Source organism: Rossellomorea sp. ABR4_004, from assembly GCF_056159585.1.
Map to the genome: position 1 here is coordinate 521,649 of NZ_JBSWVM010000003.1, position 24,341 is coordinate 545,989.

Below are 24,341 nucleotides of genomic sequence, written 5' to 3' on the forward strand. Positions count from 1 at the left end.
TGAAATTCATGTTTTACTCGTTGTATCCTAGGGTAAGAATGAATTAGGATAAATCTATTCTAAGAGATGGTGAAGATATGAAACAGCGTGACTATTACTTCGACAATGCCAAATTCATTTTGATCTTCCTGGTTGTATTTGGACATTTGATCCGGTCCTATATAGAAAGCGATCCATTTATCCTTTCTCTGTACAAAACGATTTACACCTTCCACATGCCAGCCTTTATTCTTGTGGCAGGGTTTTTCGCAAAAGGATTTTATAAAAAGGGATACATTCAAAAACTGGCGAAAAAATTAATACTTCCTTACATTGTGTTTCAATTGATCTACACGGTGTATTACTATTTTCTTTATCAAAAATCAACATTTGAAGTCGATCCCCTTAATCCGCACTGGTCATTATGGTTCCTCATCAGCTTATTCTGTTGGAACGCATTATTGTATGTTTTCATCAAGTGGTTTAAGTTCAAGCCCGGCATCGGATTGACCATCGCTTTTTCCATTGGGCTGCTTGTAGGATTTGCTGATGTGATTTCAAACTATCTGAGCCTGTCCAGAACATTTGTTTTCTTTCCGATATTCCTGATGGGCTATTATTTGGAGAAGGAGCACTTCGAATATTTTAAAACGAGTAAAGCACGTATAGTGGCGGGTACATTATTTATTCTCGTATTTTTAGGAATGTATTTCATCCCTGAATTCTCCGATAAATGGTTACTTGGCTCTAAGCCCTATGGAGACTTCGAAGGGAACAACGCCATAAGTTTAGCTGTCAGGGCGTTTGTTTACATGCTGAACGTAGTGATGATCTTTAGCTTCTTTACCTTTGTGCCTACGAAAAGACAGTTCTTCACTAAATGGGGCAAAAATACGCTATACGTATACTTGCTGCACGGCTTTCTTATCCGTTTATTCCGGGAAAGCCAGCTGAAGGATACAATTGATCCCACTACGAGTTTATTAATCTTGCTCGGTGTATCATTGGTCCTGACAATGATTTTCTCGACAAAGTTTTTCACAAGCATAACGCAACCGATAGTGGAGTTTAAGTCAACTAAACTACAGAAACTTCTTTCAAAAAGAGAAATGAAAACAAGATGAACCTCACTAGAAAGGGCTGACCCAATAGCAGACACGGGTCAGTCCCTTTTCATGAGTATCTATTCTCTTAAGGTATATATTGGTCATCTTCTACACAATTTTCAATAAACTATTTATTTTATTATACTATTCGTAACTTTTCCTTAAAATCCTTCTAATACTTACAATAAATTTAAATTCATTCTAGACAAACATTGAGCTTTCCCTCTTCCTTAGATAAAATGATAATCAGTACGGTTTGGATTAGATGTACGAACAACTCGTATATGTTGGAAAATATGGTTTACAATGGTTCACATGATCAAACAGGTGAGCTTAGTATAAAAGGAGCTTATTTATGAAGAAAGTCGTTTTAAGTACGTTAAATGCAAAATATATTCACACCAATCTGGCCATTCGTTGTCTGAAGGCCTTTGCAGAGCCTGATCATGAGATAGAATTGGCTGAATACACCATTAAGGATCCCACCCTTAACATCGCTAGTGACTTGTTCTCGAAAAAACCTGATATTATCGGATTCAGCTGTTACATTTGGAATATTGAAGAGACGATCAACGTGATCAAGATCCTTCGAAAAATACTGCCTGAAGTAACCATCGTCCTGGGAGGGCCAGAAGTCACATATGATGTTCCCTATTGGCTGGAGCGGCTGGAAGAGGTTGACTTTATCGTTATCGGTGAAGGGGAAGAATCCTTTAAGCAGTTATTGGATGAACTGAATGGTGATCGGGACTTTTCAAAGGTCCATGGAGTGGCTTACTTAGCAGATGGAAAGCCGGTCATCAAGCCACAGCAGAATAAAATTGATTTAAGAGAAGTACCCTCACCGTTCCGCTTTCAAGAAGACCTGCCTCAATTGGGTAAAAGGGTAACGTATATCGAGACAAGCAGAGGTTGTCCATTCCGTTGTCAATTCTGTCTCTCTTCGATCGAAGTAGGTGTTCGTTACTTTGACAGAGAAAAAGTAAAAGATGACATTCGATTCTTAATGAAAAATGGAGCAAAAACAATTAAATTCGTGGATCGTACGTTCAATATCAGCCGAAGCTATGCCATGGAAATGTTTCAATTCCTAATCGACGAACACTTGCCCGGAACTGTCTTTCAATTTGAAATCACAGCAGACATCATGAGACCGGAAGTCATTGAATTTCTGAACGAAAATGCCCCAGCAGGATTATTTCGCTTTGAAATTGGAATCCAATCAACAAATGACGAAACGAATGACCTTGTGATGAGAAAACAAAATTACTCCAAACTAACGAGAACGGTTACGATGGTTAAGGATGGAGGAAAGATCGATCAGCATCTGGATTTGATTGCCGGTCTGCCTGAAGAGGATTACAATTCATTCCGGAAAACTTTCAATGATGTATTTGAACTGCGTCCAGAGGAACTTCAATTAGGGTTTCTTAAGATGCTTCGCGGTACGGGCTTAAGGATTCGTGCCAACGACCATCAATATACGTACATGGACCATTCACCCTATGAGATCCTTGGAAACAATGTATTATCCTTTGATGATATCGTTAGAATCAAACAGGTTGAAGATGTATTAGAAAAATATTGGAACGATCATCGTATGGATCGGACGATCGAATATCTGGTCACCGAATGCTTTGAAACACCATTTGATTTCTTCCAACTATTCGGCTCCTACTGGGAAAACCGTGGTTGGTCAAGAATAGGACATCAACTGGAGGATTTGTTTAAAAGACTGCATGAGTTTTTATATACAGAGACAAGCTACAACATCTCGATTATTGAAGGTCTAATGAAACTGGATTATTTAGAGAATCAGAAGTACAAACCAAGAAAGCCTTGGTGGACACATGAACTGACGAAAGAAGAAAGGTCTGCTATCTACCAAACCTTGCTGGCACAACCATCCATTGCAGGTGAAGCTTTCGCTCGGCTTCACTTAAATGAAAAAGAATTGTATAAGCATACACTCCTTGAAACGATTCATTCGAAGGATGGACAAGATCAGTATGTATTGGCTTACTTTGAACCTGCCACAGGCCAATCTACCGTATTTGAGTTTGGCAAAAAATCTGTTTCACTATAGACAAAAAAATGTTAAGCGATTCGCTTAACATTTTTTCTTGTCATTTTTTGCTTTCGGCTGTTTTTGTGTCACTTCCAGAATCTTGGCTGCATTAACATCTCCAAATTCCTGACCAAACTCTTCACGAAAAGATTGTTTTTTATTCTTCATCAACTTCTCCCCTTCATACCTTTAGAAGAGTTTCTATTCTTTCCCTTAGCAGGATCTTCTCCTTGAGAGAATTCAGCGGAAAATTCTGCCTCTTGCTTATTCTTTAGAGGTGTTTGATTATTCTTTTCAGCAGCATTATACTGAGCTTTTCGCTTCATCATGTAACTCATCTCCTTTGTAACCTTACTTTCCCCACTCGATTCTCTTTCCATTCCAAAAGACATATGATTTTTCGCTGCGAAACGTATTCCAATACTAGAAGAAAAAGTCTGAATAAATGAAGCATTTAATCAGAAACTAAGCAAAAATGCTAAATGAGGATATGCAATGATACTTGTCTTCTTACTTTGTTATGCTCTACTTGGATGGAGATTCGGAAATTGGAAGGATTTTTACAGCTATTATCCAACATTATTATTTTTTATTATTGGGGATTTACTCTCCCAGTATCTTCTATATGACTATTCCATGTGGCAGTTCCAGACAGTTACGTCATTTGGAGACCACATCAACCTGAATCATACGGTCATCTCTTTGAGTAAAATGGTTGTTCAATACACGGCAACCATTGCGATTTTTATCGGCAGATTGCCTTCGACTTTTCGGGGGAATGTCCTCTGGGTTATGTTATGGACGGCCATTTACGGAGTGACTGAAGGCCTTTCTCATTTCTTTGGAATGATGACTTATCACAATGGCTGGCATTTTGGCTGGGACATCCTATTTAATATCATGATGTTAACTGTCCTCATCATCCATCATAAGAATCCAATTATAGGATGGATCGTATCTCTCCCCATCATTTTCTTCCTGTGGATCTATTTCGATGTTCCCTATTCTGTACTCAAATAAAAAAACGATGCGGGTTTAGCATCGTTTTTTTTTATCTATCCAATGATGACTCTTTCCTTAGGATAATGATATTTGGTAGTTTTCTCTTTTCCTCCTATCATAAACAGGAAGGAAAGAATTCCTACACGACCGATAAACATCAAGGCTATGATAACGCATTTCCCGATAGATGATAGATCTGATGTAATCCCTAAAGATAAACCTGTTGTTCCAAAGGCAGAAGCAACTTCAAAAATGATTTCCATAAGACCGTGATCTTCTGTAATCGTTAAGATAACAACTGAAACAAAGCACATAAGAACAGCCACCATCGTGACAACAAGCGATTTAATGATGTCCTGTTCGTGAACCTCTCTTCTAAAAACCTTGATCGTTTGGTTTCCTCTAGCGAAGTGAAATAAAAACAGGATATTTAATGCAAAGGTAGTAGTCCTTATTCCCCCACCTACTGAACTTGGGGATGCTCCAATGAACATCAAAGCACTCATCACCATGAGAGTAGGAGTAGAAAATTCCGCAACATTCATAGTGGCAAGCCCACCACTCCTGGTTGAAGTAGACTGAAAAAAGGAATAGAAAAATGACTCATGCCATGTCATACCAGCGAAGAATTGATCATATTCAAACAACCAAATAATCAAAGTACCAAATAGTAAGAGTAATCCAAATGTAATGGTAGTTATTTTAGTAAACAAGGAAAAATGATGTTTACTTCTTTGTTTATTCAATAAATAATCCTTTGTTTCAATTAAGACAGGAAATCCAATTGCACCCAATGTAATTAAAATGATAGTAATGAACTGAACAAAATAGTCATTCTTATAAGGAATGAGTGACTGGCCTGTAATATCAAAGCCGGCGTTTGTTGTTGCACTAACTGAGGCAAAGAGCCCATGAATGAAGGCTTCCTGCCAGCTGGGAAAATAACTAAGAAAATAAACCCCTAATATAAACGCACCAATTAATTCAATTATGATGATAAGGAATAAAATTTGTTTTAAAAGGTGAACAAGGCCGGACAGATTGGTTTGATTTTGATCCGTCATGATTAGCCGCCGTTCTTTCAAGCCTATTTTCTTACCTACTAAAAGCCAGAAAAAAGTTCCCAGGGTCATGATACCAATACCACCGAACTGTAAAACAAATATCAATAAGAAAATTCCTGCAGTGTTAAATGTATCCGCCGTACTTACAACGGTTAAACCGGTGACACTTACAGCACTAACAGAAGTAAAAATAGCATCAATGAAACTCCACTCCGCCCCCGGTTTATGGGCAAATGGTAAGCTCAAAAGAATCGTTGCCACTGTTACAGCGATAAGATAGAAGGACACAATGACTTGAGCTGGCGTCAATTTATTTAAATTTAATCTAAGTTTATACCACATATATGTATTTCCCTTTCAAGGTTATTTCCTTCTCTATCTTAATGAATATGTACAAAGAATGAAAGGAAAAATGGATAATTTCCTATATGTTTATTCTTTCTTTAAGGAAAGCAGATTAAACCACAAAGTCTCAGTGATTCATTCCCTCCCATACAAACTATACAATTTCGGCGAAATATTACCATTCATGTTCGAAAAAATAAGACAAATAATAGTACTACAGAAACATCATTGTTTCAAGTCTACTACTAAGGAGGAAACAACCATGGCTAGAAGCAGTAATAAATTGCTCGTTCCTGGTGTTGAACAATACCTTGATCAAGTGAAATATGAAATCGCTCAAGAGTTTGGTGTGACACTCGGATCAGATACAGTAGCTCGCTCTAACGGATCTGTTGGTGGCGAAATTACAAAACGTCTGGTAAAACAAGCACAATCCCAACTTACAGGACAACAAACTAAATAATATTGGCTTGGGGTAGCTGGTTTTTACCAGCTACCCCTCATAATTGAGAACGACCCATTTTGGGTAAATGGGCCGCAGTTTTTTAATCTTCTTCTTTATTATTTTTATTATCTTTTCGTTCTCGATGATCCCTTTTCTTTTCATCTTTCCTGTCGTGATGATCTTGTTTCTTTTCTTCATTCCAATCATTATGATTTTGTTTCTTTTCTTCTTTTCTGTCTTGATCTCGTTCATTTTCTTCTTTATTATTTTTAGGATTATGCCATTTTGCATTTCCTCTATAATTGTCTTTATCACGATTAGAATGATCATTGGAGTCCCGATGCTTATTATGTGAAGAATTGTTTTTCCGTTCAGGCTGCACAGACTTTTCTGGGTCCTTTTTTTGATTTGAATGGTTTTTATCATTTTTTTGAAGTTTCTCATTACCCTCTCGTTTCTGCTTCTTCTCCACAGAAGGTAATTCCACCTTTTGATTCTCCACCTTATAACTCTTCTCTTTCTTTATTCCTTCTTTGAGGACGTCTTCGTCTTTTATTTCTCTTTTTGTATCCTCGAGTGGTTTAGGTGTTTCAGCTTTTTCAGTTTCTCGTAATAAAGACCCTGCAGTCATTCCTTTATCAGAAGCTTCTTCTCTCATTTCCTGGGATGTTTCTTTCACGGTGATGTTCATGTTGTGATCTGTGCTATATTCTAGAACAAACTTATTTATTTCAGCTACCAAATCATCTTCCAGCTGATCATTTGAATCCTCAATAAATGAAGAGGTGATGAGAACAGTTTGATTCTCTTTTAAATATCCCATTTCTTCACATAAAAGGAAGATTTCCTCTGTCACTTCACTTACATCCATGTTTCCCCAGCCATCCAACTTTTCTAGAAGCACTTCGGCATCTTGATTGTAAGGTGTAATCTTTATCACCTGTTGTTTTTCATTCAATGTCAATTCCATACTTGGGTTGATATCGACAGACACATAGGCATATGCCTGATTACTCTGTAAGAAACCACTTGAAAACAAGGTAAGGATGATGATGATGGCTGTTAATATTGCACTCGATACTTTCCAATTCCATTTAAAAGATGGCTTGGTCATAGCAAGTTCATGATGCAAAGGAAAGAAAGGAATTTCTTCTCCTATTGAATAATGTTGATTGGGCTGTTTTCTTCCCGTCAGAAATTCCCCTTCTGGCGTCATCATAACGAGGATATCACGCTTGATTTCCATAATGATCCCTTTTTTCATATCTCTAACCGCCCTTTTAAGTAATCCCGTAAATACACATAATCTCCTATAAGAATAAGAGTAATGGCAATAATATATTTTCTATTTCTTTCAATTGTTTTTCTGCTAACGTTTACCTGTTTCTCTAATTTTTTTATGGGTAATCGTTTCTTTTCAAGGAGATAATCCAATAATTCTTTGGAGTTCACTACCGTTTTAGCAATGTCAATGGCATTCAGTCTGGCATCTTCATGCTTAGGTGATTGTTCGACCAACTCATGGAAGGATAATTTGAATTGAGAAAGATGTTCTTGGAATGAGATGATCTCTTCCCGCCTCTTCTTTCCTTCTTGTTGCTTCCCATATTCTTCAACAGAAACGATTTGCTCGATTGTTAAATTTGGGTTCACTTCATCATCCTCAACCAGACTCAAGTCGATGCTCACATCCTGAAATTTACCGTTTTTTCTGATGTAATCAATTACCTTCCGTTTGATGATTACTTCAGAAAAACTGATGATGGATGACCCTCGCTGATGATTATATTTAAAGATAGCGTCATGAAAGGCAATTAGACCGATGCTAAATTCATCATCACTTTCATAGATATATCGTTTACAGACTGAAGATACCGTCTTTTTAACGAATGGTTTATAGACTTCGAGGACTTCGTTCAGTAATTGCTCATCCCCGCTTTGTATTTGAATCGCCATATTCTCTAAAGTTTTTTTCTTTTTGGCTATCAAAAATAGTAATACATTTAGCATCAATCTCACTCCATCCTGCACACTATTATACTCATTAGAAGTTAATATTAAAAGATAATAGAGAGGAGGAGTACCACCAAAAGATATAAAGGTAGTATTTAAACCTGTTCAGACACCGAAATTTGGACAGCAAAAATTGTTTTAATTGATATTTGTCATATATACACCTCCGAAGTCATTTTATTGTTTGGCCGAGCGATCGCCTTATTAAAGGAGTTACGTTATAAATTCTTATTTTGAGGGGGTTTACACATATTAAAATTCAAAAAGATGATGGGGAGTCAAAATACTGTCGGAATGAACAAATCAAAAAAGCTAACGTGTGAAATCCACGTTAGCTTTACATTTATCACTATTCAGCTTTTGCTTTTGCTTCTTCTTTGGTTTCTTCTTGTTTTGCTCTTTTTCTGGATAATAAATATCCTCCTACCGATAAAAGGATTAAAACGGTCCAGAAGACGAGCTTCCATGGTTTTGATTCAGGGAAATGATGATCCAGGATCGCCACATCTGGATGAGCGAGTGTAAACACAGCAAGCTTTACCCCGACCCAACCGACGATTAAAAACGCCGCTGATTCCAATGTAGGATATTTCTCCAATAGTTTCACAAACCATGTTGCAGCAAATCGCATGATCACCAGGCCGATGACTCCACCAAGGAACATGACGATAAACTGACCGCCGTCAATTCCACCGACATCAAACCATCCGGTTGGCTGTAAAGTAACCGCTAAAGCTACCGCGGCTAACATGGAGTCCACTGCAAAGGCGATGTCTGCAAGTTCCACTTTTAATACCGTCGTCCAGAAACCTGAGCCCTTGTTAGACTCTGACTCAACAATTCCCGTGCCTTTCCTCTTTTTAACGAAATGATGAATCGACACATAGAATAAATAGATTGCACCGATGGCTTGAACCTGCCATACATTCACTAAGAAAGAGATGAGAAATAGTGCAGCAAATCTAAATACAAATGCTCCTAACAGACCATAAAAAAGTGCTTTCTTTCTTTGTTCTACCGGCAGATGTTTAACCATGACTGCCATAACAACTGCATTATCAGCAGCCAGAATTCCTTCAAGACCGACTAGGATGAGCAGTACCCAACCATATTCCAATAACATTGAAGCATCCATTAATGTAAGTCCCTCCTATTTACACAGTTAGTTTTCCAATAGGCAAGGATTTTTATAAAATAAAAAGACCCTTGCCTAAATAAGGCAAAGGTCTTGCTTAGCATAATCATTATGCCAACAAAGCCGATGGAATCATCCATGAACTGACGACTTTGTTTAGGTATGTCACCTATAGCTACTCCCCTTTGACAGGTAGAAAACGTTTAAGTTGTATAGCCATATCTTACCTCATGAATGACGTTTCGTAAAGAGATAAAACTTAGTTCCTGATGAGGATAGATCGGATGATCAGCCCAAGTACCACTCCGGGAATCACAAACAACATCGGTAAAAAGATAGGTCCGATAAATTCACCAAATAAATATACCTTCGGAGAGTACATCAAGCCAACGGTCACCATATAAGCAGACATGACAAATGGTAAAAATATATAAGGTTCTTCTTTTGTTTGAGCAAGCTTATAAGCATCCCACATGGCAAACATATAAAGACACGGATAAAACATCAACCATTGATAATCGATTACAGAAGCTGCTTTATGGGTTTCCCCTAAAAAACTATACATAATTCCTTGATTGAAGTTACTTTGGACATTGATGATGATCTCAAGAAGCACAAATAACGTTCCCTTAAACCAAAGTCCAACCAGTAATTGTGGAAAACCAGGAAGAGCAATGCTCCATAGAATTCCTTCTAATTTTGTAATAGAAGTTTTCATGGGCATCCCAGCAATTGGTGATGAAGTGAATGTACTATATGATGTATGTACCGGGTCGGCTCTTGCTTAAGGGAAAATGACATCTCGAGAATCCTCCTATTGATGCTTCTCCCATTATTTTTACCATTTCCCTCCCAATTATTACGATGATTAAAAACCCAACCTAACAATCCTCATGAAAACATCCTTAATTAATCTTCACATGTAATTTTTCGTTGGAAGAATGTTCAAGATAAAATTCGACCATTTTTTCAATTTGGCTTGAGAGCGTTGGGCATTGAATATGTGATCCTCTTAAGTCTTCTTGAGCATATTGACAATTGAACCTCCCTTCAAGTGTAAAATAATCAAGCGCTTCACGTTCAACCTTCAAATATCTGCGCACAAACCGAAAGCCCAGTGCCCAATTGGACAGAGATAGTGGAATTCTTCCCCGGGGCTGTTTCTTGTACATATGCCATAAAATCTGTTCATACACTTCCTTCACCGTCATGGCTTGTGGATCGGTAAGATGATAGGTTTTTCCTTTTCCGATCGCTTCGTGGCCGAGGTATACAGAAGCTCGGACGACATATTCAATGGGAACGATATTGATGAGGGCATTTCCTTCTCCGAGAAAGGGTATCCAAGGTAAAAACGATAATCGTTTAAACATATTCATAATAAAATACGGACCATCAAACTTAACTGTCTCACCCGTCTTTGAACTTCCTTTAACGATACCGGGACGGATGATCGTAATCGGCAGGACTTCCTTCAGTTCTTCAACGGATACCTCTGCTTCATACTTTGTCTGTTCGTAAAAATTATTAAAGCTTTCAGGATACTCAAGCTCATTTTCATACACCTCTCCTTTACGTGTACCGGCCACAAACGCAGTAGAGAAATAAACATATCTCTTTAATTGGTAAATTGTTTTACAGAAAGAATTAACGTGTCGTGTTCCCTCGACATTTACTTCATATGCAAGATTTTCAGGCACGGCAAGATCATAGATGGCAGCCAAGTGCCAGACATACTCCACTGTTTCTCGTATTTCACTTAATTTTTCTTCTGATATTCCAAGGTCAGGTTGTGTAATATCTCCCTTCACTAAAATGAAGTCGGTTCCTTTGTTTTCTGCAAGCTTCCCGGCTAATTCCTCTGCTTCTTTAGTCATAGAGTCTAAATGAAGCAAGTAGATCGATGATGCCATCTCTTGACTGATTAGTTCCTCCACAATATTAAGACTCAAAAACCCCGGAAATCCTGTAATTAAATATATCCCTTTTTTCATATCTCTCCCCCCGCCAATGACTTCATTAAAGATGGATAAAAAAAGCTAACCTGCAGTCTAAGGTACCTGCTCGATTTAAGGAGGTGACTACTTAGCTGTAAGGTTAGCTCGTTTGACTTTGACTATTCTTTATTACCGTATGCTTCACGATTTCTCTTCATTCTTCTCGTTTCTTTATCAAAGAAACTATATACAATCGGAATGACATAAATCGTTAACAGTGTACTGCTTATTAACCCACCAATGACGGCTATACCCATCGGCTGATTGATCTCTGTACCTTCGCCGAGTCCCAGGGCAAGAGGTAACAAGCCAAGTATAGTCGTCAATGCGGTCATTAATATCGGCCGTGCCCGGTCTTGAACCGCTTCAACAATACTATCAAAGCTATTGATTCCTGATTCTTTACGCTGGTTGATGTAGTCAACGATCACAATCGCATTGTTTACAACAATGCCTGCCAGTACAATGACACCTATAATCGCTGAAATGCTTATAGGTGTTTGAGTTACCGCCAGCGCTATTGCGACCCCGATGACTATGAGCGGCACTGTAAACATAATGACAAATGGATACTTAAATGATTCAAACTGTGCAGCCATGACCATATAGACAAGAACAATGGCGAGTCCAAGTGCAAGTGCCATATCGTCAATGGAGTCTTCCAGTAACTCCCTGTCACCACTGAATGAAACCAAAGTCTCATTCGGTAGTTCCAAAGATTCTATCTTCTCATCCACAGCTTTCGAGATAGCTCCGAGATTGGTGGACGATGAATACTTCAAAGTGAATTGAACTGCGTGCTGCTGATCGATTCTTTGTATACTGACAGGACCATCTTCTATCGAGAAATCTACTACAGAATTTAATTGAATATACTTTCCTTGTCCGTTAGGAATAAGTAGTTTTTTCAGAGAGTCCAGATTCTCCGTAATATTACGGTCATATTGTACAAGTACATTTATGACATCCGACGATTCTGTAACCATTTGTGTCGCCAATACTCCTCGAGTAACATCCTGTACAAGGGTGCCTATCTGAGCTGGTGCCAACCCTTGTTCGAGTGCTTTGTCACGATTCACTTTCATTTGTACTTCCTTGACCGTTTCCATTTGATCCGTCGTGACTTCTGATACGTTTTTCATACTCTTCAATGAATTGAATAATGCATCGACTGACTGATCCAACCGTTTTGGATCTGTATCCCTTAAATTGAACGTCAGGGTTTGAGGACTGGAGCCTGATGTTGACTGAAGGTTAAAAGATATTTCCGATGAATCATTTACCTTTTTCGCGGCTTTTTCTATCTCTGGTTTTACTTCATCTGCAAAAGTGAATATGGATCTCCCACGATCTTCTAAAGGCTTCATTTTTACATACACTTCAGCAATATTCCCTTTTGAGCTTCCTCTAAAGGACTCTTCCTGAGTTGTACCGACCAGGCTGACAAAAACATCAACTTCTTTTTCCTTTTCCAGCCTATCTTCAATTGCATTTACAACTTTATTCGTCTCTTCCACGGATGCTCCATTATCTAATTCGACTCTCATATTGAAAAACCCTTCATCGGTAGGAGGTAAAAACTGTGTCCCTACTGTCGTTAAGCCGAAACCGCCTGCGACGAGAGTGAGAGCTGTAATAAACAGAACGATGAATCGATGACGAAGAGCCCACTTAACAGACCTGGCAAATGTTTTTCTGCTCTTTGAGCGTCTGCGCTTCGCTTCAAGATTTCCTTTAGGCTTCTTCAATAATCTGCTTGCTAACATAGGGATGACCGTTAAGGCTACAACGAGCGATGCTAATAAGCTAAAGGAAATGGTCAGGGCAAATTCGGTAAATAATTCACCAAGCAAACCTGAAATAAAGACAACAGGTAAAAACACTGCAACTGTTGTTAAAGTAGATGCCGTAATGGCTCCACCCACTTCTTTGGCTCCGATACTCGCAGCCTCTCTAGGTGTTTTCCCAAGAGAAAGGTGACGATAAATATTTTCAATTACAACAATGGCATTATCCACAAGCATTCCAATTCCGAGGGCAAGTGCTCCGAGAGTCATGATATTCAAAGCAAAATCAGCAAAGAACATTAAGACAAATGTAACGATGACAGAGTATGGTATCGCCACACCAATGATTAACGGACTCTTTACATTCTTCAAGAATAGAAATAGAACAAGCATGGCAAAAGCCCCACCAATGATTAGGGAGTTTGCAATGTTTCCTATCGCTTGGGTAATATAGTCCCCCTGATCAAAGAGAATGTCTGCTTTGATCGATTTGTATTGGTCTTGTTGAAGTAGACGATCCAGCTCATCTTGGAATGCTTTTGAAACAGAAGCCGTATTTGCATCGGATTGTTGTAACACACTAAATAGGATGGCAGATTCCTGATTGGCTCGAGTGATCGTATTGGTGTCCTGCTGCTTCTTCTCAACAGCCGCCACTTGCCCAAGGGTAATCTTTTTACCATTTTGAGGATTCACTTGAAGCACCAATTTTTCCAGTTCATCAACTGACTTTAATTCACTCATAACCCGTGTGGTTAAGGTTTGCCCATCAGTTTCTATGGTATCCCCAGGTGATGTTACATTATTTGCTCTGATCGTGTTGATAACGTCAGATTGACTTAGACGATTATCTTTCAGCGCTTGTTGATTTAATTCAATGACCACTTCATCCTGGAGGGAACCAGAAACGTTTACATTGGCCACTCCTTCAACCCGGGTTAATTCCAATTTCAAATTCTCGGATAGCGTCTTTAACTTACTTTCCTTCCCCTCTTCACGTAACGAGAATTGAATAATTGGAAATTGGGCCGGATCGAATTTTAGAAACCTGGGGTTATCCGCCCCATCTGGAAGTGGAGTTTGATCGATTCTTTGAAGTACATCATTTTCTATTTCATCAATGGAAGTTGTCCATGAAAATTCAAGGAGAATGAAGTTTGAGCCTTCCCTGGAAGTAGATTGGATGTTTTTCATTCCTGGTAAAGTTGACAAACTTTCTTCAAGTGGCTTTGTCAACTTTTCCACCACTTCTTCAGGACTTGCGCCCGGATAATTGGTCACGACGACCCCAACTGGTGGATTTAGATCAGGAATGAGCTTTAATGGGATTCGGAGAAGGGACACTCCTCCAAGAATAAGAATGAGTAGCATTGTGACAATGGTGAATACAGGACGGCGTATGGAAAAATCACTGATTTTCAAACGGGCGCTCCCCTTTCTATATCTATATTGTTCACTACGGTTCGGAAGCAGTTCATGTTAACTATAGTCTCTTCAGGAAAATCCTTCAATATTAAAGCTTCTACAAGAGAAATTGTTCACAAATAATTCACCTTGATAAATAAATACACCTAATCTGTAAACACTATTTTTATACTGAAACGTTAGGAGCATCAGCATGGCGAATTGGGTTCCATTTGTATCCCTTAGTCTTATCAGCATTATCCTGTTGGTCATAATTGTCGTTAAGAACCGTCATATGTCTGCTCGGATTTTATTATTTTGGCTTTTCATTTCCGGTTTAGCTTATGTATTCGAATATATCATCTTTGTTTTATTTAACAGCTATGCGTATCATCCCCATATTTTATCAAATAATTACAATGACAGTGTGTTGGGATCAATTAGTTCCCAGGCCTTTTCAGTGCCAATCGCGCTCACGTATATTGTTGTTTATCATTTAAGAGCAACAAGGATTGCCTTGATCATTAGTTTATTCTTTCTCATTGAAACATGGTTCACCTATTCAAATTTGTACGATCACCATTGGTGGCAATCGTATTATACATCATTTTTCTTAATCCTTTCTGTCATACTGTCTAAAGTGTGGTGGAAGCTGCTTGAAAATGATCCTAATCACTATGTACTATTCATTACCTTGTTCTTTGCCTTGTCGACCGTCTCCCTTTCATTTGCCTGGATTCTTTCTTCCCTTTTGGAACTATATATCATCCCATTGCATCATTTCTCTAATCCTACACGTGACTTGATTGCGGGAAATGCGTTATACATTTGGTTTACAACCTACTTTTATACACTGGTGATCTTCTTTAGAAATAAGGATAAGCAATATGCACTGTTGACCATCCTTTTCCTGTTAACCATAGAAGTATTCATGGTCCAAGAAGGTGTGTTGCTATTAAAGAATCCAATCATGATGATGGTTCTTCCTCTTTTTCATTTTTCAGTGATTGCAATAGGCGGATATTATTACAATCATCATTTCCCAAATTACGTTGAAATCACACGAAAAGGACTGCCCTCAGGATAATTCATCTTTTTTAATAAAATGCGATGAATGATGAGGACAGTCCTTTTTTATGTGCTCTTTTGTTCAAGATTTGTATTTTAGATGAGTGTAGGAAGAATTATGGTCCGTTCCTTTCCGCGGGGAGGAAGTCGAGCCTCCTCGACGTTCCGTCTGTGGGGTCTCGACCTTTCCTCTATTTCCCGCAGGAGTCAAGTGCCTTCCGCTACAATCCACTCTGTGCTTCTACATTTCGAATCCTTAATAACGGATAGACAAACAAAAATCTCCAATTGCAGATAGGTTGAGCGTTTGTTCGCTAAAACAAACCTATCTACAAAGGAGTATAAAATTAACCTGATTATAATAACTGAAATTAGTTATTATTCAATGTTTATCGATATCACCCACCGAGGATTCAGCTTGTTTTTTTGACACTTTTTAGCTCTGTCACGAAAAACCTCTTAAAGATGGTGAGGGGACTGCGTAGACTCCTGCGGAAGTACGGGCGTGCCGAGACCCCGGAAGCGAAGCTGAGGAGGCTCGGCCGAACGTCCGCGGAAAGCGGAGCAGTTCCCCTCACCATCCAACTCACACTAATTGACAGAGCCCAAGCAGACCTTATGTTATTAAACAACAACCTTTGTGAAAAGAACTTCTTATAAAATATTAGCTTGAAGCAATTGGATTCGTTTCAGTTTGTTCTTTTTCAATGGTCCAGCCGGTAAATCCATAAAGAATCGTTATGACGGGAGATATGAGACAAAAGATTGCAAACGGTAAATACTCTACCGTGGCGACACCTAATACATCAGTTAAGAATATACCACATACACTCCATGGTACTAACGGGTTAATGACCGTTCCAGCATCTTCTAACGTACGTGATAAGTTCTTGGGATGTAACCCAAGTTTCTTATATTGGGATTGAAAGGCCTCTCCCGTTAATAGGATGGACAGGTACTGCTCCCCTACAACCAGATTTATACCAATGGCCGACAGAGCCGTTGAAAGAATTGTTCTTCTTCCTGATTGAAGGATCGTTGAAACTTTATGAAGCAACACAGGAATTATACCAAGTTTAAATAATAATCCACCGAGGCTTAATGAGAGAATGACAAGAGAAATCGTAAACATCATACTGTTCACTCCACCTCTAGTTAAAAGTGAGTCGATGGATTCCACCCCTGTTTTGGATTCAAATCCTGAAAATAACACTTGAAACAGTTCATTCAGCTTCAAAGATCCATGTAAGAAAGAAAGGCCGATTGAAACAACAATATTGATCGCAAGTGTTAGTAGTGCAGGGGTCTTACATACGATGAGAACAATTAGAACTATTACAGGAACGAGACTGTACCAATGAACCAGCCCTGTTTGATTCAAGCCATTCTGTAACGATTTCAGCTGTGTCAAATTGACATCACTTGTTTCCGGTGATAAAAATCCAAAAACGATGAGTGTAATAATGAATGCAGGGACAGTTGTCCAGGCCATATTACGAATATGAGTAAATAAATCTACCTTCACAATAGAAGAAGCAAGGTTTGTTGTGTCTGATAATGGTGACATCTTATCTCCAAAAAAAGCTCCTGAAACAATCGCACCTGCTGTAATACTCATTGACAGTCCCATCGCCTCACCGATTCCGATAAGTGCCACACCTATGGTTGCCGCAGTCGTCAATGAACTTCCAATCACGATGCCGCTCAAGGAAGTAAGCAAAAAGGCAATCGCATAAAAATTATTGGGGGATACAATTTCAAATCCATAAAACATCAAAGTGGGAATGGTTCCACTGAGTAACCAACTGCTCACAAGAAGTCCAATAAAGAAAAAGAGTAATATAGCTCCTAATCCTCCTTGTGCCCCAGCAATCATCCCTTGTTCAATCTCTTTGAATGTCACTTTACGACTTAGCCCATACACCATCAAAAAGAAGAGCGAAATGATGATGGGAATATGAGGGACCGATTCGAGCCCAATAATACTACCACTAATAATCCCCAGTACAGCGAGCAATATCACTGATGCTTCTATGACGTTTGGTTTGTTTACGCTTTGGATGTTTAACATAGTAACACTTCCTTCTCTAAGTTGAAATTGATGAATTGGAATAGAAAGAACAACAAAAAGAACTCTCCATCCCGACTAGGGACGAAGAGTTCTCCGCGTTACCACCCTAATTGGAATAAACCCATTGTCATACATTCCCACTATTCATTCACTGCTATTCATGAATAGTTGACAATTAGTTTATTCCCACTTCATAAAGGTTTGTCCCTGGATAAAGCCTCATTTACTTAGAGGATTTATAAGCAATGTAATTCAGTAATAGTGGACCTGGGCTTTCACCTGCCGCCTAGTCTCTGATTGCTGTCCATCTATTTCCTACTGCGTTGCTCAAGACAAAGATATTTAATCTAATCGCTAAGAGCTCAAGGGCATCAAGTTCTTTCGCTCTTAAACGCTTTTAAGCACTAAAGTAATTATAGTAGTATTTTATCATCGTATTGAAATATGTCAATGGTTTTTATTTTAAAATGACCCTCTTTGTAAGAAAAGAGGTCATTTCAGCTATACAAATAGTGATTGGGCGAATGGTTCTTTTGCTTCAAGAGCCGGCTTTCCTATGAAGTAACCTTGTGCATAATGAACGCCTATTTCTTTACAGAATAGCAATTCTTCTTTCCTCTCAATCCCTTCTGCCAATACAAGGATGTTCAACTCCGTTGCAATCTTCATGACCTGATGTAAGAACTCTTGATTTTCTGGAACACTATCACAATGATTGATAAAAGAACGGTCAATTTTCACATAGTCAGGCTTAAGAAGAGTCAGCATTTCGACAGTGGCAAAACCGGATCCAACATCATCAAGGGCGACTTTCATTCCTTCACGCTTATATACATCAAGAACGGACTTTAAATGCTCCACATCCCCTATTTTCTCTGTCTCCACCACTTCGAATACAAGATCCTCAGGATTTAAACCTAATTCGTTTACGATTTGAAAGGTATGACGTAAACAAAATTCAGGATTATAAATCGTAGAAGGAAGAAAATTTATGAAGCTTTTAATACCGGGATTCACCTGGCCTACACGGCATTCAATCGCCGATTTCCTCGCTTTCTGGTCTAACATGGAATGAAAGCCTGTGATGGCAGCAACTTCAAATAATTGTCCGGGATTAATCTTTTTTGATGATTCTTCTGTCCGTAAAAGAGATTCATAACCCAAGAGGCTATAATCGTTTAAATCAATGATCGGCTGAAGATGACTGATGAATTTCCCATTCTGAATTATTTCTACCATTTCTCTATGTTTCATTAATAAAATGAAGTTGCCTACTTCCATGAACGATCCGGGATGGTCGATACAATTAATGCTGCAAGTCCATCCATCGTCTTCCAAAAACTCTTCTACTCTAACAAGCTTTTCATATAGTGCATGCAGATTTTCATATGGAAAAACATATGTACCATCTTCTAATTGCGAAGAATATCCTTTCAACGGAACGGTTTGATGTTGATTCTTATGTAAAAAAAAGTACCCTGCATCAAGATACTCCATGGTTACTGTACAATTTGCACAAGCGATGTTCATTTTCCATTCTCTCCCCTACTATCAAAATATCCCCTATCTGTATATACTAAGACTTTTCACCTAACGAATGCCACTAATATACATTTATGCTAGGATAAATTCACTTAATAATGGTAAAAAGTTCAATTCTATGATTACACCCTTCATTCCGACTACAAAAAACACCCCTCCAAGTCCAATTCTAGAGGGGTGTTCACGTTCATTACATTAAACTATATAATCGAATATCCGGATTTTTATCGTTGAACCATCTCATGGCAAAATCATTTTCAAACAAAAATACCAGATTATCATGACGGTCTTTCACCAGCATGCTTCGGGAACTTGACATTGTTTCCTTAACATCTTCTTCGTTTTCAATCCATCTAGCTATTTTTGATCCAATCGGTTCCATTTTCACATCAACGTTGTACTCATTTTTCATTCTGTGCTCGAATACTTCAAACTGAAGCTGCCCGACTGCACCCAGGATAATATCTTCCGTGCGGGTCTTATAGTATTGGATGGCACCTTCTTGAACCAGTTGAAGAATCCCTTTTTGAAAATGCTTTTGTTTCATTACGTTCTTCGCTGTAACACGAACAAAAAGTTCAGGTGTAAATTGAGGGAGCTTTTCATATTGGAAGCTTTGCTTTCCTTGAACAAGCGTATCACCGATTTGATACGTACCCGTGTCATAAACCCCGATAATATCCCCACTTACTGCCTCGTTTACAGTGCTTCGATCGTCTGCAAGAAATTGTGTTGATTGAGCAAGCTTAATCGATTTACCTGTGCGGGAAAGATTAACCGTCATCCCTCTCTCGAATTGCCCAGAACAGATGCGGAGAAATGCAATCCGGTCACGGTGAGCTGGATTCATATTGGCTTGGATCTTGAACACGAAACCAGAAAACTCCTCTGCCGTCGGCTCAATTTCACCAGCGTCGGAATTCCTTGGCTGAGGAGATGGTGCAAATTGCAAATACGTTTCAAGAAACGTTTGAACACCGAAATTCGTTAATGCACTACCGAAGAAAACGGGAGAAAGCTCTCCATTCGCTATTCTCTCACGTGAAAACTGATTTCCCGCTTCGTTCAGGAGCAACACATCTTCAAGGGTCTGATCATATAGATTGCTTTCCTTCAGTGGGTGTTCCCCCTCGATTTCACCTTCATCGTTTAAAGGAATGAAACGATCTTCATCCTCCACGCGGAATTGCTCAATTCGATTATGGAAGCGATCATAGATGCCTAAGAATTCTTTCCCCATTCCTATCGGCCAATTCATCGGATAAGATTGAATTCCAAGTACTTCTTCAAGCTCTTCCAATAATTCCAATGGTTCACGGCCTTGACGGTCAAGCTTATTAATGAATGTGAAGATCGGTATGCCTCTCATTCGGCAAACTTTGAAAAGCTTTAAGGTTTGTGCTTCGATCCCTTTGGCAGAATCGATGATCATAACTGCACTATCAACAGCCATCAATGTTCTATAAGTATCTTCAGAAAAGTCCTGGTGGCCAGGTGTATCCAGGATATTCACCCGATAATCATCATAGTCGAAAGCCATAACAGAAGAAGTGACCGAAATCCCTCTCTGCTTCTCAATTTCCATCCAATCAGATGTAGCAAACTTTCCAGATTTCTTACCTTTTACAGTTCCAGCTGCCCGAATCGCCCCTCCAAAGAGTAGAAGTTGCTCAGTTAATGTTGTTTTCCCGGCATCTGGGTGGGAAATAATAGCGAAAGTCCGTCTTGATTGAACTTCCTGTATAAAGTCTATTTTCATTCATAAAATCCTTTCTCGTCATTCTCACTTTCTCATCATATTCGTTCTAAAGTGACAATGCAACAAAGAATCAACGCCTAGGTAAATCAGGCATGTTTCACACATCATTTCCTATTGGTATGAATGTGCATTTTGACTATCACGCAGTATTCAACAAAATGGCTCTAAGGACACTTACATTTCACTTGTCCACTGAACAATCCGGAAACTTAAAGTTTCTGCTGTTTCTTTTGAAACTCTTCCTTGTAACGACTCCTGTAATTTAGGTTGTATATTATCTTCACCATAGGTGAAAGAATAAGACCATCGAATATCCGGGATTGCAATCAATATGAACTCATCTTTCTTGTTTTCATAGATAAATACTTTTTGTTCCAAGCCTTCCAAAAAATTTTTTCTGATCTTCAAAATGTGTATCCCCTTTCATGAAAACGCTTTATTGGCGCATACTAATGACGATGTTGTCCGTACAACTTTAAGAAAATCGTGTAATTGTAGGTTGTCAGACGTCTGAAAGAATTGTAAAATAAAAAACCGAAAGCATCAAGTTACAAACTTAAATTTCGAAGAGGTGAAAGAAGTGCAATATTTATGGGGTATCATGGGTATCATTGTCGTTCTGGGAATTGCTTTTGCATTTTCTACGAACAAAAAGCGTATTAATTTCAGAACCGTCCTTGGAGGACTAGCCATACAGTTATTTTTCGCTTTTATCGTGTTGGAAACTTCTTGGGGTCAGAGTTCTCTTAAAGGGTTGACTCAAGTTGTAAACGCTATTATCAATTATTCAAATGAAGGGATCACCTTCCTTTTCGGTGGTCTTTATACGGAAGAATCCAATATAGCGTTTATTTTTGCGTTTAATGTCCTTCCTGTCGTTATTTTCTTTTCTGCTTTAATTTCAGTCCTTTACTACCTTAAAATCATGCAATTTTTCATCAAAATTTTAGGTGGCGGATTGGCAAAGCTATTAGGAACAAGAAAGGCGGAGTCACTTTCTGCAGCAGCGAATATTTTCGTCGGACAAACTGAGGCTCCGTTAGTAGTAAGACCTTATCTATCCAGAATGACTGAATCGGAACTTTTCGCAGTCATGACGGGTGGACTTGCTTCTGTAGCAGGGTCAGTATTAGTTGGATATTCCTTATTAGGGGTTCCTTTGGAATACTTACTGGCAGCAAGCTTCATGGCTGCCCCTGCAGGACTCGTTTTGGCAAAGTTATTTGTACCTGAGACTGATAATACACCTGAACCAAAAGAGCTTGATATGGAAGCGGATTCTGATTCGGCAAATGTGATCGATGCAGCTGCAAAAGGTGCCAGCGTCGGGCTTCAATTAGCTTTAAATATCGGTGCAATGCTACTCGCATTCATCGCACTTGTTGCGATGATCAATGGATTGCTTGGCTTAGTAGGCGGGTTGTTCGGTATGGACAGCCTTTCACTGGAACTTATCCTTGGTTACGCCTTTGCTCCACTTGCTTTTGCCATTGGTGTTCCTTGGAGTGAAGCAGTCATCGCCGGAAACTTCATTGGACAAAAGCTTGTCATCAACGAATTCGTTGCTTATTCGGCGTTTGCTCCTGAAATCGGGAACTTATCAGATAAAGCGGTAGCCATCATCTCCTTCGCTCTATGTGGATTTGCGAACCTTTCTTCATTAGGTATTTTACTTGGTGGACTAGGTAACCTTGCTCCTGACCGCAGAGGAGATATCGCCCGCTTAGGATTAAAAGCCGTCATTGCCGGTGCACTCGCTTCGTTACTAAGTGCCGCAATTGCAGGTATGTTCGTATAATAAAAATGATTAATAAAAGAAGCTGTCCACATATGGACAGCTTCTTTTCATTTCTAGGATACTGTTGGAATGTAAAGCTCATCATTTGCAATCGGGTCATTGGTTTCCGTTGTTCCAGCCTGTCTGAAACTCATTGAAATCTCAGTAGGTGCCAGAGTTTCCAATCTGTCATATACGTCCTATAAAAACAGACCAATACTTGTGATATTGGTCTGTTGCTTCTGAGAAGATTATTCAGTTACACCATACTTCAACTTGCTTTCTTCTATCGCAATATTCTTGTCACTATGAGGATATTTCGTATTTTCGATGATTTGATAATCCTCATGACCTTTACCGGCAAAGATGATAATATCCCCCGGTTCACTTACCTCCACTGCATGCTTAACCGCTTCGGCACGATCCCCAATTAAAGCGTATTGTTCATGTTGCATTCCTTTTTCAAGATCTTTTAGAATGCTATCGTATTCTTCATATCGCGGGTCATCTGTTGTTAAGATGACATAGTCTGCAAGTGATGCCTTTTCTGCCATGGTAGGACGTTTTGTCTTATCACGATTTCCACCTGTACCAACGAGGAAAATGATCTTGTTTTCTTTAAAAGGCAGGACGGATTGAATCGCATTTTCAATTGCATCAGGCGTATGTGCATAATCGATGTAAACGGATAGAGGTGCTTCCATTTCAACCTTCTCCATTCTCCCGCTTACAGGTGGGAGATCGCGTACAATTTCCACCAGTCTGGATACTTCCATCCCCTTCGCATACAAACATGCCATGGCTGTCAGTACATTGTAAACATTGAACTTCCCTAATAACTTCATTTCTACCTCAAAGCTCCCTTGAGGAGAAACAAGCGTAAACTTCGTTAAATCATTAAAGTATTCTACATTTTCCGCTTTGAAGTCTGCGTACCCTTCAAGTCCATAGCTGATGACTTCATGAGGAGTCATATAGCTGTAGCGCTCATACCATTCATCATCTGCATTTAGAACAGCGTACTTTGGATTTTGAAGGTCCTGACCTAATTGAGAAAACAATAATCCTTTGGCATAGCCATAGTGTTCCATCGTACCGTGGTAATCCAAATGATCATGACTTAAGTTGGTGAAAGCCACAACATCAAAGTCGATTCCCCAAAGCCTACCCAATGCGAGTCCGTGTGAAGAAACTTCAAGGGTGAAATTCTGAATATCGCGATTTATCGCTCTTTGCAGCATGTGCTGGTTCGTTAAGTTGTCACAGGTTGTGTTTTCACTCGGGAGTAACTCTCCGTCTAAATTAAAGCCGATTGTACCGGATAATGCCGAACTCCTGCTGTCTTTTTTCAGGATGGAGTGGATCAGGTTACTCACTGTAGTCTTTCCATTGGTTCCCGTTACGCCGAAAACCGTTAACTTCTTGGACGGGTAATCATAGTACTTATTGGATAATTGAGCCAAGGCCTTGAATGAGTCTTTAACTACGACTAATGCTGCTTTATTTAAATCAATGTCTAATTGTTTTTCTGCTACGATCAGGTTGGCTCCTTTTTCAACGGCCATCTGGGCATAATCATGTCCATCCACTGTGTATCCTCTTGTACACACAAACATGCTGCCTTCTGTCACTTTTCTGGAATCGACATGAATTTCATTTATTTCTGAAGGCAATTCACCGTAAATGGTTTTTAATTTAATGCTGTCTAATAGATTATATGTAATCATTTGCTTACCTCTTTTGTATTAATATTGTATCCATTTTATCTTATCATCTTCG

General features: G+C 39.0%; 20 protein-coding genes and 1 riboswitch. Of the genes, 6 read left to right on the top strand and 14 right to left on the bottom strand.

Annotated features, from left to right (window positions below; genetic code table 11):
* The first annotated feature begins 77 nt into the window (after positions 1-77).
* Together ACXAF2_RS19615 and ACXAF2_RS19620 are read left to right on the top strand one after the other, a co-directional pair.
* The gene (locus tag ACXAF2_RS19615; RefSeq protein ID WP_475141138.1) at positions 78-1,103 is read left to right on the top strand and encodes an acyltransferase family protein; all 1,026 of its coding nucleotides are present in this window, start codon (positions 78-80) and stop codon (positions 1,101-1,103) included.
* Positions 1,104-1,440: 337 nt separating this feature from the next.
* A complete protein-coding gene (locus ACXAF2_RS19620) occupies positions 1,441-3,171 on the top strand; it encodes a B12-binding domain-containing radical SAM protein (RefSeq protein WP_475141139.1) in 1,731 nt (576 codons plus the stop codon).
* 24 nt (positions 3,172-3,195) lie between these two features.
* Here the strand turns inward: ACXAF2_RS19620 and ACXAF2_RS19625 are convergent, their stop codons facing one another.
* The gene (locus ACXAF2_RS19625; protein ID WP_475141140.1) at positions 3,196-3,321 is read right to left on the bottom strand and encodes a hypothetical protein; all 126 of its coding nucleotides are present in this window, start codon (positions 3,319-3,321) and stop codon (positions 3,196-3,198) included.
* Positions 3,321-3,482, bottom strand: a complete 162-nt coding sequence (locus ACXAF2_RS19630; protein ID WP_324747899.1) for a hypothetical protein — start codon at positions 3,480-3,482, stop codon at positions 3,321-3,323. Before ACXAF2_RS19630 ends, ACXAF2_RS19625 begins: the two co-directional genes overlap by 1 nt.
* A gap of 166 nt (positions 3,483-3,648) precedes the next feature.
* Here ACXAF2_RS19630 and ACXAF2_RS19635 point away from each other — a divergent pair, with 166 nt between their 5' ends.
* A complete protein-coding gene (locus tag ACXAF2_RS19635; protein ID WP_475141142.1) occupies positions 3,649-4,173 on the top strand; it encodes a CBO0543 family protein in 525 nt (174 codons plus the stop codon).
* Between the two features lie 35 nt (positions 4,174-4,208).
* On the opposite strand, the gene ACXAF2_RS19640 is transcribed toward ACXAF2_RS19635, so the two are convergent.
* Positions 4,209-5,561: a TrkH family potassium uptake protein gene (locus ACXAF2_RS19640; RefSeq protein WP_475141143.1), complete on the bottom strand. Its 1,353-nt coding sequence runs from the start codon at positions 5,559-5,561 to the stop codon at positions 4,209-4,211.
* A gap of 265 nt (positions 5,562-5,826) precedes the next feature.
* Between ACXAF2_RS19640 and ACXAF2_RS19645 the strand changes: the two genes are divergently transcribed.
* Positions 5,827-6,027, top strand: coding sequence for an alpha/beta-type small acid-soluble spore protein (locus ACXAF2_RS19645; RefSeq protein WP_034763616.1), 201 nt, complete (start codon positions 5,827-5,829; stop codon positions 6,025-6,027).
* A gap of 82 nt (positions 6,028-6,109) precedes the next feature.
* Here the strand turns inward: ACXAF2_RS19645 and ACXAF2_RS19650 are convergent, their stop codons facing one another.
* The 6 genes from ACXAF2_RS19650 to ACXAF2_RS19675 all read right to left on the bottom strand — a co-directional run bounded on the left by ACXAF2_RS19650 (position 6,110) and on the right by ACXAF2_RS19675 (position 14,363).
* Positions 6,110-7,273, bottom strand: coding sequence for an anti-sigma factor domain-containing protein (locus ACXAF2_RS19650; RefSeq protein ID WP_475141145.1), 1,164 nt, complete (start codon positions 7,271-7,273; stop codon positions 6,110-6,112).
* Positions 7,270-8,019, bottom strand: a complete 750-nt coding sequence (gene sigI, locus ACXAF2_RS19655; RefSeq protein WP_475141146.1) for an RNA polymerase sigma factor SigI — start codon at positions 8,017-8,019, stop codon at positions 7,270-7,272. The genes ACXAF2_RS19650 and sigI overlap by 4 nt, the downstream gene beginning before the upstream one ends.
* 352 nt (positions 8,020-8,371) lie before the next feature.
* The gene (locus ACXAF2_RS19660; RefSeq protein ID WP_475141147.1) at positions 8,372-9,157 is read right to left on the bottom strand and encodes a TerC family protein; all 786 of its coding nucleotides are present in this window, start codon (positions 9,155-9,157) and stop codon (positions 8,372-8,374) included.
* A 99-nt stretch (positions 9,158-9,256) separates the two neighbouring features.
* Positions 9,257-9,353: riboswitch (yybP-ykoY riboswitch) on the bottom strand.
* A 63-nt stretch (positions 9,354-9,416) separates the two neighbouring features.
* The gene (locus ACXAF2_RS19665) at positions 9,417-9,875 is read right to left on the bottom strand and encodes a hypothetical protein (RefSeq protein ID WP_475141149.1); all 459 of its coding nucleotides are present in this window, start codon (positions 9,873-9,875) and stop codon (positions 9,417-9,419) included.
* Positions 9,876-10,062: 187 nt separating this feature from the next.
* On the bottom strand, positions 10,063-11,151 hold the full coding sequence (locus tag ACXAF2_RS19670) for an SDR family oxidoreductase (RefSeq protein WP_475141151.1): 1,089 nt from the start codon (positions 11,149-11,151) through the stop codon (positions 10,063-10,065).
* Positions 11,152-11,273: 122 nt separating this feature from the next.
* Positions 11,274-14,363, bottom strand: coding sequence for an efflux RND transporter permease subunit (locus ACXAF2_RS19675; RefSeq protein WP_475141153.1), 3,090 nt, complete (start codon positions 14,361-14,363; stop codon positions 11,274-11,276).
* Positions 14,364-14,559: 196 nt separating this feature from the next.
* Here ACXAF2_RS19675 and ACXAF2_RS19680 point away from each other — a divergent pair, with 196 nt between their 5' ends.
* On the top strand, positions 14,560-15,432 hold the full coding sequence (locus tag ACXAF2_RS19680) for a hypothetical protein (protein ID WP_475141154.1): 873 nt from the start codon (positions 14,560-14,562) through the stop codon (positions 15,430-15,432).
* A 645-nt stretch (positions 15,433-16,077) separates the two neighbouring features.
* Here ACXAF2_RS19680 and nhaC read toward each other — a convergent pair.
* From nhaC to ACXAF2_RS19700, 4 genes are all read right to left on the bottom strand, one after another.
* Positions 16,078-17,484, bottom strand: coding sequence for a Na+/H+ antiporter NhaC (gene nhaC / locus ACXAF2_RS19685; protein WP_475141156.1), 1,407 nt, complete (start codon positions 17,482-17,484; stop codon positions 16,078-16,080).
* A 501-nt stretch (positions 17,485-17,985) separates the two neighbouring features.
* Positions 17,986-19,014, bottom strand: a complete 1,029-nt coding sequence (locus tag ACXAF2_RS19690) for an EAL domain-containing protein (protein WP_475141158.1) — start codon at positions 19,012-19,014, stop codon at positions 17,986-17,988.
* A gap of 202 nt (positions 19,015-19,216) precedes the next feature.
* Entirely contained in the window at positions 19,217-20,785 is a 1,569-nt protein-coding gene (locus ACXAF2_RS19695) for a peptide chain release factor 3 (protein ID WP_148968519.1), read from the bottom strand.
* Between the two features lie 174 nt (positions 20,786-20,959).
* Complete coding sequence (locus tag ACXAF2_RS19700) at positions 20,960-21,193, bottom strand: YueH family protein (RefSeq protein WP_475141159.1); 234 nt, start codon at positions 21,191-21,193, stop codon at positions 20,960-20,962.
* Positions 21,194-21,365: 172 nt separating this feature from the next.
* On the opposite strand from ACXAF2_RS19700, the gene ACXAF2_RS19705 reads away from it, so the two are divergent.
* Entirely contained in the window at positions 21,366-22,583 is a 1,218-nt protein-coding gene (locus tag ACXAF2_RS19705) for a NupC/NupG family nucleoside CNT transporter (RefSeq protein WP_475141161.1), read from the top strand.
* 230 nt (positions 22,584-22,813) lie between these two features.
* Here the strand turns inward: ACXAF2_RS19705 and ACXAF2_RS19710 are convergent, their stop codons facing one another.
* Positions 22,814-24,289, bottom strand: a complete 1,476-nt coding sequence (locus ACXAF2_RS19710; protein ID WP_475141163.1) for a UDP-N-acetylmuramoyl-L-alanyl-D-glutamate--2,6-diaminopimelate ligase — start codon at positions 24,287-24,289, stop codon at positions 22,814-22,816.
* Positions 24,290-24,341 lie beyond the last annotated feature (52 nt).

Bases quoted from the DNA above. Each gene is read 5' to 3' on its own strand.
- ACXAF2_RS19615 (WP_475141138.1), top strand. From the start codon at position 78: ATGAAACAGCGTGACTATTACTTCGACAATGCCAAATTCATTTTGATC.
- ACXAF2_RS19620 (WP_475141139.1), top strand. From the start codon at position 1,441: ATGAAGAAAGTCGTTTTAAGTACGTTAAATGCAAAATATATTCACACC.
- ACXAF2_RS19625 (WP_475141140.1), bottom strand. From the start codon at position 3,321: ATGAAGAATAAAAAACAATCTTTTCGTGAAGAGTTTGGTCAGGAATTT.
- ACXAF2_RS19630 (WP_324747899.1), bottom strand. From the start codon at position 3,482: ATGATGAAGCGAAAAGCTCAGTATAATGCTGCTGAAAAGAATAATCAA.
- ACXAF2_RS19635 (WP_475141142.1), top strand. From the start codon at position 3,649: ATGATACTTGTCTTCTTACTTTGTTATGCTCTACTTGGATGGAGATTC.
- ACXAF2_RS19640 (WP_475141143.1), bottom strand. From the start codon at position 5,561: ATGTGGTATAAACTTAGATTAAATTTAAATAAATTGACGCCAGCTCAA.
- ACXAF2_RS19645 (WP_034763616.1), top strand. From the start codon at position 5,827: ATGGCTAGAAGCAGTAATAAATTGCTCGTTCCTGGTGTTGAACAATAC.
- ACXAF2_RS19650 (WP_475141145.1), bottom strand. From the start codon at position 7,273: ATGAAAAAAGGGATCATTATGGAAATCAAGCGTGATATCCTCGTTATG.
- sigI (WP_475141146.1), bottom strand. From the start codon at position 8,019: ATGCTAAATGTATTACTATTTTTGATAGCCAAAAAGAAAAAAACTTTA.
- ACXAF2_RS19660 (WP_475141147.1), bottom strand. From the start codon at position 9,157: ATGGATGCTTCAATGTTATTGGAATATGGTTGGGTACTGCTCATCCTA.
- ACXAF2_RS19665 (WP_475141149.1), bottom strand. From the start codon at position 9,875: ATGAAAACTTCTATTACAAAATTAGAAGGAATTCTATGGAGCATTGCT.
- ACXAF2_RS19670 (WP_475141151.1), bottom strand. From the start codon at position 11,151: ATGAAAAAAGGGATATATTTAATTACAGGATTTCCGGGGTTTTTGAGT.
- ACXAF2_RS19680 (WP_475141154.1), top strand. From the start codon at position 14,560: ATGGCGAATTGGGTTCCATTTGTATCCCTTAGTCTTATCAGCATTATC.
- nhaC (WP_475141156.1), bottom strand. From the start codon at position 17,484: ATGTTAAACATCCAAAGCGTAAACAAACCAAACGTCATAGAAGCATCA.
- ACXAF2_RS19690 (WP_475141158.1), bottom strand. From the start codon at position 19,014: ATGAACATCGCTTGTGCAAATTGTACAGTAACCATGGAGTATCTTGAT.
- ACXAF2_RS19695 (WP_148968519.1), bottom strand. From the start codon at position 20,785: ATGAAAATAGACTTTATACAGGAAGTTCAATCAAGACGGACTTTCGCT.
- ACXAF2_RS19710 (WP_475141163.1), bottom strand. From the start codon at position 24,289: ATGATTACATATAATCTATTAGACAGCATTAAATTAAAAACCATTTAC.